Origin of the sequence: Streptomyces sp. NPDC056361 (assembly GCF_042262805.1) — a bacterium.
Lineage (GTDB): Bacteria > Actinomycetota > Actinomycetes > Streptomycetales > Streptomycetaceae > Streptomyces.
The window spans coordinates 1-13073 of the sequence record NZ_JBHJQI010000108.1 but is presented as its reverse complement, the minus strand read 5'-3'; the positions used below and the strand labels follow the sequence as shown (position 1 = coordinate 13073).

Sequence of the window (13073 nt, the reverse complement as noted above, 5' to 3'; positions counted from 1 at the left end):
CACTATCGGGGGTGGGAGGTGGCGCTGGTGTTTGACTGTGACGTACTGGTGATCGGCGGAGGGATCGTCGGCCTGTCGACGGCGTACGCGCTGACGCGTGCCGCCCCCGGCACCCGGGTCACGGTTCTGGAGAAGGAGCACGGCCTCGCGCGCCACCAGACCGGGCGCAACAGCGGGGTGATCCACAGCGGGATCTACTACCGGCCCGGCTCGCTCAAGGCCCGCTTCGCGGTCTCGGGCGCGGCCGAAATGGTCAAGTTCTGCGCAGAGTGGGGCATTCCGCACGAGGTGACGGGGAAGCTCATCGTCGCCACCACGCGCGACGAGCTGCCCCGGCTGCACGCACTCGTCCAGCGCGGCCGGGAGAACGGCATCCCCGTGCGCGAGCTCGGCCCGACCCAGATCAGCGAGTACGAGCCCCGGGTCAGGGGCCTCGCCGCGATCCACGTCGGCACGACCGGCATCTGCGACTACGGCGCGGTGTCGGCCCGCCTCGCCGAGGCCTCCGGAGCCCGGATCGTCCACGGCGCCGAGGTCGTCGCGATCGACCGGCGCCCCTGGGGCGTCGCCGTCCGCACGGCGGACGGCCGGATCGTGCGGGCGCGGGTCCTCGTCAACTGCGCCGGGCTCCACTGCGACCGGATCGCGCGCCTGGCGGGCGACGACCCCGGCATGCGGATCGTCCCCTTCCGCGGGGAGTACTACGAGCTCGCGGACCCCTCGCTCGTGCGGGGCCTGGTCTACCCCGTCCCCGACCCCGCGTTCCCCTTCCTCGGCGTCCACCTCACCCGGGGCATCGACGGCGGCGTCCACATCGGGCCGAACGCGGTGCCGGCGCTCGCCCGCGAGGGATACGGCTGGTCCGTCGTCCGGCCCCGCGAACTGGCCGGCACCCTCGCCTGGCCCGGCTCCTGGTCCATCGCCCGCGCCCACTGGCGGTACGGCGCCGGCGAACTGCACCGCTCGGTCTCGAAGCGGGCCTTCACCCAGGCGGTGCGACGGCTGCTGCCGGTCGTCGAGGAGTCCGACCTGCGGCGGGCGGCGCCGGGCGTACGGGCGCAGGCGGTGCTGCGGGACGGCACGCTCGTCGACGACTTCCTCTTCCGGGAGGAGGCGCGGACGGTCCACGTCCTCAACGCGCCTTCGCCCGCGGCGACGGCGTCCCTGCCGATCGGACGAGAGGTCGCGGGGCGGGCGCTGGCACAGCTGTAGGGCGGGGGGCGCGGGCTCGGCCGTAGAATCGGGGGCATTGTGTCTGAGCTTCCTGAGAACGTCTCGCGGCCCGTTGCCGACCCCGTCCAGCCCGTCGCGCGGCGGGGCAGTCGGATGTTCGCCCCCGGTGAGGGGCCGATGCCCGATCCGGCCGGGGCGCATCACGAGCGGCGGATCCGGAGTTTCCAGCCGCGCCGGAGCAGGGTCACGTACGGCCAGGCGGAGGCGATGCTGAAGAGGTGGCCGGACTGGGGCCTCGACATCGACGGCAAGAGCGTCCTCGACCTGGGCGAGATGTTCGGGGGGCTTCCGGTCGTCCTGGAGATCGGCTTCGGGATGGGCGAGGCGACCGCGCAGATGGCGGCGGCCGACCCGGGTACGGGCATCCTGGCCGTGGACGTGCACACGCCCGGCCAGGGCAATCTGCTCGGGCTTGCGGACCGCAACGGCCTGGAGAACGTGCGGGTCGCCAACGGCGACGCGATCATCCTGCTCCGCGAGATGCTCGCGACGGACTCCCTCGACGGCTGCCGGGTCTACTTCCCGGACCCGTGGCCGAAGGCCCGGCACCACAAGCGGCGGCTGATCCAGCCCGAGTTCCTCAGCCTCCTCGCGACCCGGCTCAAGCCCGGCGGCGTGCTGCACTGCGCCACCGACTGGGAGTCGTACGCCGAGCAGATGCTGGAGGTCCTCTCCGCGCACCCCGACTTCGAGAACACCCGGCCCGACGGCGGCTTCGCCCCCCGTCCCGACTTCCGGCCCGTCACGCGCTTCGAGGGCCAGGGCCTCGACAAGGGCCACGTCGTGCACGACCTGCTCTTCCGGCGGGTCCCGCGCGCGTAGAGCAGGTCCCCGCGCGCGTAGAGCAGGTCCGCGCGCGCCCGTAAGCCCCCCTGAGGCCGGTGCCGGGCGCGTAACCCCGTCGCCCTGTGTCGGTGGGGGTGGTTAGGGTCGCTCACGTGTCGAATCCCGCTCCCGCCGACCGGCTTCCCGAGGACACCGCGCCCGTCCCGCACCGGGACACGGACGAACCGGCGTTCCCGGCCGCCGCCGACCGGTCCCAGTGGCGCTACCGGCCACGCCGCGACTTCTGGCGCAGCCGGCTGGTCCGGGCCGTCGCCGTCGTGGTGCTGCTCGCGCTGTGCGCGCTGGTGATCCTGGCGCTGGTCCGCGAGCAGACCGGCACCCAGGGCTTCCTCGTCGGCCTGGGCCTCGCCGTGCTTCCCGTACCGCTGCTGATGGCCGCGTTCCGCTGGCTCGACCGGGTGGAGCCGGGGCCCTGGAAGAACCTGCTCTTCGCGTTCGCCTGGGGCGCCTTCGCCGCCGCGCTCGTCGCGATCCTGGCGAACTCGTTCGCGGTCCGCTGGATCGCGACGGCCACGGCCGACCCGGACTCGGCCGACAACCTCGGGGCCACCGTCATCGCGCCGGTGGTGGAGGAGAGCGCGAAGGCCGCCGCGATCCTGCTGCTCTTCCTGTTCCGCCGGCGGCACTTCGGCGGCCTGGTCGACGGGGTCGTCTTCGCCGGCTTCACCGCGACCGGCTTCGCCTTCACCGAGAACATCCTCTACCTGGGGAACGCCTTCGGCGAGGACCAGGAGGTCGGCGCCACCGGCATCGGCATGGTCACCGCGGGGACGTTCTTCGTCCGGGTCGTCATGTCTCCGTTCGCCCACCCGCTCTTCACCGTGCTGACCGGCATCGGCTTCGGCTTCGCCGCCCTCGCCCCGCGCGGGAAGCGCCTCCGGCAGGTGCTGCTGCCGCTCGCCGGGCTGCTGCTCGCGATGGGCCTGCACGCCGCCTGGAACGGCTCGGCCACCTTCGGCGGCCCGTGGGCCTTCTACGCGGTGTACCTGGCGCTCATGGTCCCCGCCTTCGGCCTGCTGACCTGGCTCGCGGTGTGGAGCCGGCAGCGCGAGCTGCGCACGATATCCGGCGAGCTCCCGGCGTACGCGGCGGCCGGCTGGCTCTCCCCCGCCGAGCCGCTCGCGCTCTCCTCGATGCGCGCCCGCCAGCTGGCCCGCTCCTTCGCCGGCCGGACGTACGGCCCGGCGGCCGCGCGGGCCGTCGGCGAGTACGAGTCCTTCGCGACGACCCTCGCGTTCCTCCGGGACCGGGCCAGGCGCGGCACGGCCGGGCCCGACTTCCCGGCCCGCGAGCAGGAGCTGCTGCACCACCTGTGGCAGCGCCGCGCAGTCGCCTCGCCGTCCCTGACGTACGCGGCGCGGGCGACGGGCCGGGTGTGGGCGCCGCCGCAGTACCTGGACTACGGCGGCTACAACCCGTACCGGAGCTAGCCGGGGCCCGCCGGAGCGGGCCGGAGCCGACCGGACACCGGACACCGGACCGGGGCGGAGTCGGACCGAGTCACCCGAAGCCAGCCGGAGTCGGCGTGGTCAGGCGGAGTCGACGTGGTCGGGCGTGGTCAGTCGGCGGACGCCTCCGTGAGGAGGGTGAGCTCGGCCTCGGTGAGCGTCAGATCGGCGGACGCGACCAGGGCCGGGAGCTGCTCGACCGTACGGGCCGAGGCGATCGGCGCGACGACGGTGGGCCGGGAGGCGAGCCAGGCGAGGGCGACGGTGGCGGGCTCCGCTTCGTGCGCCTCGGCGACGGTGTCGAGCGCGGAGAGGACGGCCCGGCCGCGCTCGGTGTCGAGGTGCCGGCCGGCGCCGGCCGCGCGGACGCTGTCGACGGTGGCGCCGGGGCGGTACTTGCCGGTGAGGAAGCCGGAGGCGAGGCCGTAGTACGGGACGGCGGCGAGCCCGCCCTGCTCGGCGGTCGCCAGGAGCGGGCCCTCGTAGGTCGCGCGGGAGACCAGGTTGTACTGCGGCTGGAGGGCCACGTACCGGGTGAGGCCCTCGGCCTCGGCGAAGTCGAGGGAGGCGCGCAGCCGCTCCGGGGAGATGTTGGAGGCGGCGACGGCGCGCACCTTGCCGTCCTTCACCAGCTGGTCGAGGGCGGTGACGATCTCCTCGACGGGAACGGTCTCGTCGTCGAAGTGCGTGTAGTAGAGGTCGATGCGGTCGGTGCCGAGGCGGCGCAGCGACTCCTCCGCGGCGCCCTTGATGGTGGGCGCGGAGAGCCCCTTGAAGTGGGGGTGGGCGCCGACCTTGGTGGCGACGACGATGTCGTCGCGGTTGCCGCGGGAGGCGAGCCAGCGGCCGATGACCGTCTCCGACTCGCCGCCCTCGTTGCCCTCGACCCACGCGGAGTACATGTCCGCGGTGTCGACGAAGTTGCCGCCGGCGGCGGCGTAGGCGTCGAGGACGGCGAAGGACCGGGCCTCGTCGGCGGTCCAGCCGAAGACGTTGCCGCCCAGGGCGAGCGGGAAGACGTGCAGATCGGAGCTGCCCAGCGGGCGGAGAGAGGTCATGGGGTGATCAACCCCGCCCGCCGCCGGGCCTATTCCGTGCGAGCGGCCCGGGACGGCCTCAGACCGTCAGGCCCTTGGAGCGGAGCCACTGCGCCGGGTCGATGCCGTCGCCGCCGGCGGTGTGGACCTCCATGTGGAGGTGGGCGCCGGTGACGTTGCCGGTGGCGCCGACACGGCCGATGGTCTCGCCGGTGCCGACGGTCTGGCCCGCGGAGACCGTCATGGACGAGAGGTGGCAGTACCAGACCTCGGTGCCGTCGGCGAGCTCCAGGACGATGCGGTAGCCGTAGGAGCCGGACCAGCCCGCGGACTTCACGGTGGCGCCGTGGACCGCCTTGAGCGGGGTGCCCGTGGGCGCGGCGAAGTCGAGGCCGGTGTGGTAGCCGGAGGACCACATCGAGCCGGACTGCATGTAGGAGGCGGTGAGGGTGTACGAGGAGACGGGCAGCGAGTAGCTCGCGGCGAGCTTGGCGAGGCGCTCGGCCTCCGCCTTCGCGGCGGCTTCCGCCTCGGCCTTGGCCTTCGCCTCCGCCTCGGCCTTCGCCTTGGCCTCGGCGGCCGACTTCTCCGCCGCGGCTTCCTTGGCCGCGGCCTCCGCGGCGGCCTTCTCGGCGGCCAGCTTCTCCGCGGCGGCCTTGTCGGCGGCGTCGGCGGAGGCCTGCTGCTGCTCGGCCTGCTGGAGGATGCGGGCGCGCAGGGCCTCGCCCGCGTCGGCGCCGGTCGCGGTCCGGTCGGTCGCATCGGTCTGCTCGTCGGCCACCGTGGTGTAGGTGGCGGCGGTGAGCGGGTTCGGGTTGGCGCGGGCCGGGCTGACGGGCTCGCTGTCCTCGCCGGGGAGGAGGTCGCCGACGCCGGGGAGGTCGTGGGCGTCCGGGAGGTCGAGGTCGGGGAGCGATATCGCGACCGGCGGCTTCTCCTGCGCGGTGGCGAGGCCGCCCGCGCCGACGGCGGCGATCACGCCGACGCCGAGGACGGTGGAGGAGCGGGCGAAGTTGGAGCGCTGCTTGACGACCCGGTGGCGGCCGCCGGAGCGGCTCTGCGCGCGGAGGGAGTCCTCGGTGGGATTCCACTCGGTGTCCGGGGCGGCGGGACCCGCACCACCACCGAAGGCATCGAAGGGGGCTTCGGGTGCGGGAGTGTTGGACGCCACGGAGGCGCGCTCCTTTCCTTCCTTCTCGCCTACCGGGTTAGCTGACGGGTTCGGAGCAGGAAGGTCTCCTACGGGCACGGTCGCACAGGTGCGAAAGGCCCGATTCACCCCAAGTGGTGGTTCCCCGGTTCCTCTTCAGGATTCGGCGCGCGCGCACGGTGCCGTCTCTTGCGACGGCTGAAACGACCGCGCTGCGTTATCGAACGTTAATAGACAGGGGGTCCCCATTCCAAGCCGTTCCCCTTGATCATTCATTGAAATGGGAGGGAAAGGCCCGAGTTGACCCCCCTTCAGAACGCAACCGCCGGAGATCGCCGATCTGACGTTATGTCAATTGTTATCGCAGTGACACCTCTCGACTACGCCTGGTCACCGCGTCCGGTCATCCCGTCCCCTCCGGCGGCACCACCGGCATGGTCCGCCGCCGCTCCGGCTGCCCCACCGCCGGCCGGCTCACCGCGAGCAGCGCCATGTCGTCCGTCGAACCGCCGCCCGTGTGGAGGCGTACGTCGTCCACGAGCGCGTCGAGCAGCTCCTCGGGCCCCGGGAAGATCCGGCCGGCGAGCCGCTCGGCCGGATCGTAGAAGACGCCCTCCGCGTTCCGCGCCTCCGAGAGGCCGTCGGTGTAGAAGAGCAGGGTCGCGCCCGGCGGATACGGCCGCGCCTCGGCACGGTCCGGCCAGCCCGCCAGGTCCCCCATGCCGAGCGGCAGGGCCGCCTCGGCCGGCTCCATGAGGTCGAGCCGCCCGTCCGCGTACAGCAGCAGTGGGGGCGGGTGCCCGCGGTTCACGACCCGTACGAACCCGCCGAACGTGCCGGTGCCGTCGGTGCGCGGGATCTCGGCGAGGACCGCGGTGGTGAACCCCTCGAAGGCGTCGAGACCGTGCCGGCGGGTGCCTTCGCGGGCCAGCGCCCGTTCGAGCCGCTGCGCCACGCCCTCCAGGGTCCGTTCCTGTTCGGCCGCCTCCCGGAAGGCCCCGATGACGACGGCGACGGCCTCGACCGCGTCCATCCCCTTGCCCCGGACGTCCCCGACCACCAACCGCACCCCGTGCGGGGTGTCCTGGACGGCGAACAGGTCGCCGCCGATGAACGCGTCCGCCTGCGCCGCCTCGTACCGCGCCGCGCACTGGAGTCCGCCGATCCGCTCGGCGGGCATCGGCAGCACCGCCTTCTGCGCGGTCTCCGCGATGACCCGCGCCGAGGCGAGCCGCTCGCCGCTGCGGCGCACGACCTTGTTGATGAGGAGGGCGAGCGCGGAGACGGTGAAGACGGTCAGCGTCTCGGTGAGGGCCGGGATGTCGTCGGCGGTGCCGTTGTAGACGTGCAGCCCGGCGCAGGCGAGGACGGCGGCGATCCCGGTGACCAGGGTGGTGAGCATGGAGAAGAAGGGCGCGGCGATCAGGGGGGCGGCGGAGAAGAGCGGCGCCGCCGTGTACGCCGGCGGTGTCTGCACGTCGAAGACGACACCGCCCATGATGACCAGCGGGGGCAGCGCCCGGATGAAGCTCCGGGCGCTGCCGTACGCCGGGCGGCTCTCGCCGCGCCGACGCCCGCCGCCCGTCACTCTTCGGGGGTGCCCCACCTGTGCTCTCCTGCCCGGTCCGCCCGGCCGCGGTCCGCACCGCGCCCTCCCAGGGTGGCCGCCGCACCCCCGGGCGGCGACTCCCGCGGGGCCGAGTGGCGTAGCCCCCGGGCGGCGACTCCCGCGGGGCCGAGTGGCGTAGCCCCCGGCCCCGCGGGCCCGTCACCGTCCTGGCGGGCCGTCAGCCCCCCGTCGCGGCCTCGGCGAGTCGGCCGCCCCGGGCCAGCAGGGCCATCGCCGCCGCGCACAGCAGGCCCACCGCGCACAGGCCGAGCCATGGCGCCGCCGACCAGCCGGTGACGTCGAGGAGGACGCCCGTGCCCAGGTTCCCGAGGGTGATGCCGACCCCGCACACGGTGTTGTAGAGCCCGTAGTGGGTGGCGACCCAGCGCCCCCGGGACAGGGCGACGACGGTGTCCATCTCGTAGGGGTAGAGCACCGCGTTCGCGACGGCGAGGACCGCCGCGCACAGCAGCAGCCCGACCGCGCCCCGGCCGAGCGCCGCCGGGGCGAGGAACGCCCCGCCCATCAGGGCGAGTCCGAGGACGAGGCACCGCTCGCGGCTCAGGCGGCGCCGGCACCAGGCCGTGATCCGCAGCTGCCCGGCGAGCGCGACCAGCGCCGAGACGACGAACAGCGCCGTGGTGAGCCCCGTGCCGTCCGCGGCGAGCGGCAGCGCCAGGTAGACCTGGAAGGACAGGACGTACGAGCCGGTCATGGCCAGCGAGAAGAACCAGAAGGTCCGGTGTGACAGGACCGTCCGGAACTGCCCCCGCTCCCCCTCCTCCCGGGGCGCGCGGGACGCCCGTACGGGAAGGTGCCGGAGTTGTACGAGGGTCAGGCCGGCGAACAGCACCGCCGCCACCACGCACGTCAGCCGGAACGACACCCCCGTCAGGGCCACTCCGACGAGCGGCCCGAGCAGGATGCCCGCCTGGTAGTGGACGTTGAAGAGCGCGAAGGCCTGCACGCGCCGCTCCTCCCCCGCCTCCGCCGCGAGGCAGGCCCGTACGGCGGGGTTGAACAGGGCTCCCGCCAGCCCGGTCGCGAGGGAGGCGGCGATCAGCATCGGCAGCGACTGGGCGAAGGCGAGCGCCCCGAAGCCGGCCGTCCGCAGCGCGCAGCCGGCCACGATGAGCGGCTTGAAGCCGAGCCGGTCGGCGAGCGCCCCGCCGACCAGGAACATGCCCTGCTGGGAGAGGTTCCGGGCGCCCAGGACGAGCCCGATCGCCCAGGCCGCCATCCCGAGCCCGTCCGCGAGGTGCGCGGCCAGGTACGGCATCAGCATGTAGAAGCCGAGGTTGATGGTGAGCTGGTTGAGGAAGAGGAGCCGCACGGCCGGGTCGAAGGTGCGGCTCTGCCGCCAGACGCCCCCCTTGGCCTCGGCGGCCGCGGCCGTGTTCGCGGTGGTCAACGGACGCGCTCCAGGACCTTGCGGGTCCAGCCGTCCACCCGCGCCCCCGGCTCGTACGCGACCGGGTCCTCGCGCACCGGGCCGTCGAGGAGGCCGTGCGCGGCGCAGAACTCGTCGTTGAAGACGGTGTCGAAGTACCGCTGCGGCCCGTCGGGGAAGACCGCCGCGATCCGGGTCCCGCGCGGCCGGGTGCGGGCCAGCCATCCGGCGACCAGCGCGACCGCGCCGACGCTCCAGCCGCCCGTCGCGAACTGGCGCGAGGCCAGGCGGCGGGCCGCCCGTACCGCCTCCGCCGGGGCCACCCAGTGGACCTCGTCGAAGGCGCCGTGGTCCACGTTCCCCGGATGGATCGAGGAGCCGAGGCCGCGCATCAGCCGGTTCCCGGCCGGCAGGCCGAAGACGGTGGAGTCGACGGAGTCCACGCCGACCAGTTCGAGGGCGGGGCTGCCGCCGGCGCGCAGGGCCCGGGAGATCCCGGCCGAGTGGCCGCCGGTGCCGACCGCGCACACGAGGACGTCGATCCGGTCGAGCTGCCCGGACAGTTCGGCGGCGAGCCCGGCGTACGCGTCGGGGTTGTCGGGGTTCCCGTACTGGTCGGGCCACCAGGCCCCGTCCAGGCTCACGAGGAGTTCGGCGACCCGGTCCATCCGGGCCTGCTGCCAGCCGCCGTGCGGGCTCGGCTCGCGCACGACGTGCACCCGGGCGCCGTGGGCGACGAGCATCCGCTCGACGATCGGTTCGAGGCCGGGATCGGTGACCACGTGCACCGGATGCCCGTGGAGCACGCCGGCGAGCGCCAGGCCGAGACCGAGCGTCCCCGAGGACGACTCGACGATCGGGGCGCCGGGCCGCAGCTCGCCCCGGCGGCGGGCCTGCTCGACCATGTAGAGGGCGGCCCGGTCCTTGATGCCGCCGAAGTTGAAGCCTTCGAGCTTGGCCCAGTAGCCGTCGTCCGTCCGGAGGACGGGGGTGTTGCCGACGGTCTGCCCCGAGACGGGCAGGGTCGTCAGTGGTGCGCTCATGGGGGTACGTCCTTGGAGTGGGTACGCGAAAGGGAACCTGGTCACGCGAGGGGCGGGACCCGGCTCAGTTCCGGTCGACTCCGAGGGCGATCAGCAGACGGCCCGGCTCGGGCCCCGGCCCCGCCCGGCCCCGGACGCAGCGCGCGCGGGGATCGGTGCGGAGGTCCGCTTCGTACGACAGGGGTACGGCTCCGCCGGCGTCCGGCGCCGCGAGCTGCGAGGCCGCGGCCTGCGCGGGGAGATGGGCGTCGAAGGACCACGCGTCCCCGGGCCGCTCACAGCCGTGCGGCTGCGCGGGTGCGGAGACGGCCACCGTGCCCGCGGTCGGCAGCACGTGCCCGTGGGAGCCGTGGCAGACGCTCACGAGCAGGGCGAGGAGCGCGAGCAGCACGAGCACGGCGGGCGCCCGCCGGCTCACATCGCTCACACACTGGTCACTCATGGTGCGCGCGAGACTACGGTGGGGTGCGGCGCACCCGCAAAGAGGCGGGCGGGCTTTCGGCCACCGTTTACTTCAGGCAGGCGATCACTAAAGGTTCCGCTCCGCGTAGGTCTCCATCGCGTCGCGGACCAGGATCGCGGTGCCCTCACCGTGCTTGTCGTAGTTCGCGGTGAAGCGCGGGTCGTCGACGTACATTCGGCCGAGTCCGATCACGTACTCCTTGCTCGGCGTCGCGGTCGTCGACAGCCAGGCGACCTGGCGCCGCGCGATGGCCTGCACCTCGTCGCTGCCGGCGGCCAGGCCGTCCCGGGCCGCCTGCCCGAAGTCGCGGGCGATGCCGGCCTGTTCGTCCATGAAGGCCTTCTTCTGCGCGGCGTCGAGCGAGCGCCACCAGCGGTCGCCCCGCGCGTACGCGTCGCGGCCCCAGCGCTCGGTGACCTCCTGCTCGTACACCGTGTGGTCGAAGCCGTCGAACACTTCCTCGGCCATGAGTTCCTCTCCGTTCTCGGTCTTGTGGAGAGTGGTCCGCACCGACGCGATCTGTCGTCCGATGCGCTCGCGCTCCTGCTCGAGCAGGGCGAGGTGGGTCCGCAGGGCGGCGGACGCGTCCCGCTCGCCCGCGAGGACCTCGGCGATGGCCGGCAGCGACAGCCCCAGCTCCCGCAGCAGCAGGATGCGCTGGAGCCGCACCAGCGCCCGCTGGTCGTAGTACCGGTAACCGTTCGCGCCGATCCGGCTCGGCTCCAGCAGCCCGCGCTCCCCGTAGTGGCGGAGGGTGCGGCTGGTGGTGCCGGCCTTCTTGGCGACCTCTTGGATCGACCACTCCATATCGGAAACGCTAAATCTTGACGTTGCGGCAAGGTCAAGCGGAGAAATCCGCGACACGGGCACCCGACGGGAACATCGGCACGGGCGCATACGACGAAGACCCGGATCCAGAAGGATCCGGGTCTTCGCTGCTACTGAGTAGCGGGGACAGGATTTGAACCTGCGACCTCTGGGTTATGAGCCCAGCGAGCTACCGAGCTGCTCCACCCCGCGTCGGTAAACCTGACTCTACGCTATGACCGGGGCGATCACGAAATCGGTTTACGTCAGCACCCGCAGTCGTCGGAATCGACCGGCGCCGTCAGGGGGTCCGCGGCCTTCTCCGCGGACCCTTCCCAGGTCTCGTACGCGAAGCCCTCGCGCACCCAGTACTCGAAGCCGCCGAGCATCTCCTTGACCTGGAAGCCCAGCTCGGCGAGGGCCAGCGCGGCGCGGGTGGCGCCGTTGCATCCGGGGCCCCAGCAGTACGTGACGACCGGCACGGACCGGTCGAGCAGCTGCTCGGCCTGCTCGGGGATGAGCGCGGTCGGCAGGTGGACCGCACCCGGGACGTGCCCCTGGTCCCAGGAGGCCGTCGAGCGCGAGTCGATCACCACGAAACCCGGGTCGGTGCCGTCGGCGGCCGCGGTCGCGAGCGCGGAGGCCACGTCGGAGACGTCGGCGTGGAACGCGAGGCTCGCGGAGAAGTACGCGGCAGCGGCGGCGGGGGAGGCCGGCGGGGTGCGGAGGACGGGGTTGACCTGCGTCGATGTCGTCGTCATGGTGATCAATCTACGGACGATGATCATCGAGCTGAAGTGGGGATTCCCGGCGCTCGCGAGCTTCGGCCGGGGAATCCCCGGCGTTCACCACGAGGCAGCGGGGATCTCACGTGCCGGAACGACAGATCCCACCCGGACCCCCTCGGCTCGTGTCACATAGGCAGGGTTTCATCCGTCATGAAGGCATGGCGGAACGCGAAGGGGGAGAACGACGAGTGGACGCCGAGAAGGAACGTGCCGACGGGGAGTTCGCGGCCGCAGCGGCCGACAAGGAACTCCTGGCCCGGCGCTTCGAGGCCGACCGGAACCACCTGCGGGCGGTGGCCTACCGGATGCTGGGATCGCTGAGCGAGGCCGAGGACGCCGTCCAGGAGGCCTGGTTCAAGCTGAGCCGCGCCGACATCAGCGCGGTGGAGAACCTCAGCGGCTGGCTGACCACGGTCGTCGGCCGCGTCTGCCTGGACATGCTGCGCTCACGCGGCTCGCGCCGCGAGGACCCGCTGGAGTACTACCTCCCCGACCCGGTGGTCCGGGTCGCCGACACCACCGACCCCGAGCACGCCGCCGAACTCACCGAGTCCGTCGGCCTCGCGCTCCTCGTCGTCCTGGAGACCCTGTCGCCGGCCGAACGCCTCGCGTTCGTCCTGCACGACATGTTCGCCGTCTCCTTCGACGAGATCGCGCAGATCGTGGACCGCACGCCGGCCGCGACCCGGCAGCTCGCCAGCCGCGCCCGCCGCCGGGTCCAGGACGCCGCCCCCGGCCCCGGCCCGGACGCCCGGCGCCAGCGGGAGATCGCCGACGCCTTCCTCGCCGCCGCGAACGGCGGCGACTTCGAGGGCCTCCTCGCCGTCCTCGACCCGGACGTCGTCCTGCGCGCGGACGGCGGCCGCATCCTCGCGGGCGCCTCCAAGCTGGTGCGCGGCGCCGAGGCAGTCATCTCGCAGGCCCTCATGTACGCCAAGTTCCGGAAGGCGTCGCTGCCGGTCGTCGTCAACGGCTCGCCGGCCTTCCTCTCGGTCGTCGACGGACGCCCGGCCGCGCTCATGTCGTTCACCATCGCCGGGGACCGCATCGTCGGCCTCGAGGTCCTCGCGGACCCGGACCGGCTGGCCGCCCTCGGCCTCACCGGCGAGGAACTGGCCCGCGCCGCCTACTGAGACCGGCCGCCGCACGCGGGAAGGGCCTCCGTACGACGTCGTACGGAGGCCCCCGGCGCAGATAAAAAAAAAACATCCCCCCAGACCAACCCCACAAGAGTATTGCGGAGGGGTGGGGGAGAGAGG

The 13073-nt window shown here is 73.3% G+C and carries 12 protein-coding genes, 1 tRNA gene and 1 riboswitch; of the genes, 4 read left to right on the top strand and 9 right to left on the bottom strand.

The window, feature by feature from the left end; genetic code table 11:
• Window positions 1–27: 27 nt before the first annotated feature.
• From lhgO to ACFCY7_RS28590, 3 genes are all read left to right on the top strand, one after another.
• Window positions 28–1212: an L-2-hydroxyglutarate oxidase gene (gene lhgO, locus ACFCY7_RS28600; RefSeq protein WP_376488940.1), complete on the top strand. Its 1185-nt coding sequence runs from the start codon at window positions 28–30 to the stop codon at window positions 1210–1212.
• A gap of 114 nt (window positions 1213–1326) precedes the next feature.
• Entirely contained in the window at window positions 1327–2055 is a 729-nt protein-coding gene (gene trmB, locus ACFCY7_RS28595; RefSeq protein ID WP_376488949.1) for a tRNA (guanosine(46)-N7)-methyltransferase TrmB, read from the top strand.
• A gap of 116 nt (window positions 2056–2171) precedes the next feature.
• The gene (locus ACFCY7_RS28590) at window positions 2172–3509 is read left to right on the top strand and encodes a PrsW family intramembrane metalloprotease (RefSeq protein ID WP_376488939.1); all 1338 of its coding nucleotides are present in this window, start codon (window positions 2172–2174) and stop codon (window positions 3507–3509) included.
• 128 nt (window positions 3510–3637) lie between these two features.
• On the opposite strand, the gene ACFCY7_RS28585 is transcribed toward ACFCY7_RS28590, so the two are convergent.
• The 9 genes from ACFCY7_RS28585 to ACFCY7_RS28545 all read right to left on the bottom strand — a co-directional run bounded on the left by ACFCY7_RS28585 (window position 3638) and on the right by ACFCY7_RS28545 (window position 11787).
• Window positions 3638–4585: an aldo/keto reductase gene (locus tag ACFCY7_RS28585; RefSeq protein ID WP_376488938.1), complete on the bottom strand. Its 948-nt coding sequence runs from the start codon at window positions 4583–4585 to the stop codon at window positions 3638–3640.
• A 58-nt stretch (window positions 4586–4643) separates the two neighbouring features.
• Window positions 4644–5735, bottom strand: a complete 1092-nt coding sequence (locus ACFCY7_RS28580; RefSeq protein WP_376488937.1) for a M23 family metallopeptidase — start codon at window positions 5733–5735, stop codon at window positions 4644–4646.
• An 11-nt stretch (window positions 5736–5746) separates the two neighbouring features.
• Window positions 5747–5893, bottom strand: a riboswitch (cyclic di-AMP (ydaO/yuaA leader).
• A gap of 224 nt (window positions 5894–6117) precedes the next feature.
• Window positions 6118–7320, bottom strand: coding sequence for a PP2C family protein-serine/threonine phosphatase (locus tag ACFCY7_RS28575; RefSeq protein WP_376488936.1), 1203 nt, complete (start codon window positions 7318–7320; stop codon window positions 6118–6120).
• A gap of 181 nt (window positions 7321–7501) precedes the next feature.
• Window positions 7502–8734, bottom strand: coding sequence for an MFS transporter (locus ACFCY7_RS28570; protein WP_376488935.1), 1233 nt, complete (start codon window positions 8732–8734; stop codon window positions 7502–7504).
• Window positions 8731–9756 carry a PLP-dependent cysteine synthase family protein gene (locus ACFCY7_RS28565; protein ID WP_376488934.1) on the bottom strand — a complete coding sequence of 342 codons (1026 nt, stop codon included), beginning with the start codon at window positions 9754–9756 and terminating at the stop codon, window positions 8731–8733. Before ACFCY7_RS28565 ends, ACFCY7_RS28570 begins: the two co-directional genes overlap by 4 nt.
• A 64-nt stretch (window positions 9757–9820) precedes the next feature.
• Window positions 9821–10183, bottom strand: a complete 363-nt coding sequence (locus tag ACFCY7_RS28560) for a hypothetical protein (protein WP_376488933.1) — start codon at window positions 10181–10183, stop codon at window positions 9821–9823.
• 102 nt (window positions 10184–10285) lie between these two features.
• On the bottom strand, window positions 10286–11026 hold the full coding sequence (locus ACFCY7_RS28555; RefSeq protein ID WP_376488932.1) for a MerR family transcriptional regulator: 741 nt from the start codon (window positions 11024–11026) through the stop codon (window positions 10286–10288).
• A 139-nt stretch (window positions 11027–11165) separates the two neighbouring features.
• Window positions 11166–11239: transfer RNA gene (locus tag ACFCY7_RS28550), tRNA-Met, on the bottom strand.
• 53 nt (window positions 11240–11292) lie between these two features.
• The gene (locus tag ACFCY7_RS28545) at window positions 11293–11787 is read right to left on the bottom strand and encodes a rhodanese-like domain-containing protein (RefSeq protein WP_376488931.1); all 495 of its coding nucleotides are present in this window, start codon (window positions 11785–11787) and stop codon (window positions 11293–11295) included.
• 215 nt (window positions 11788–12002) lie between these two features.
• Here ACFCY7_RS28545 and sigJ point away from each other — a divergent pair, with 215 nt between their 5' ends.
• Window positions 12003–12947, top strand: coding sequence for an RNA polymerase sigma factor SigJ (gene sigJ / locus ACFCY7_RS28540; protein ID WP_376488930.1), 945 nt, complete (start codon window positions 12003–12005; stop codon window positions 12945–12947).
• The last annotated feature ends 126 nt before the right edge of the window (window positions 12948–13073 follow it).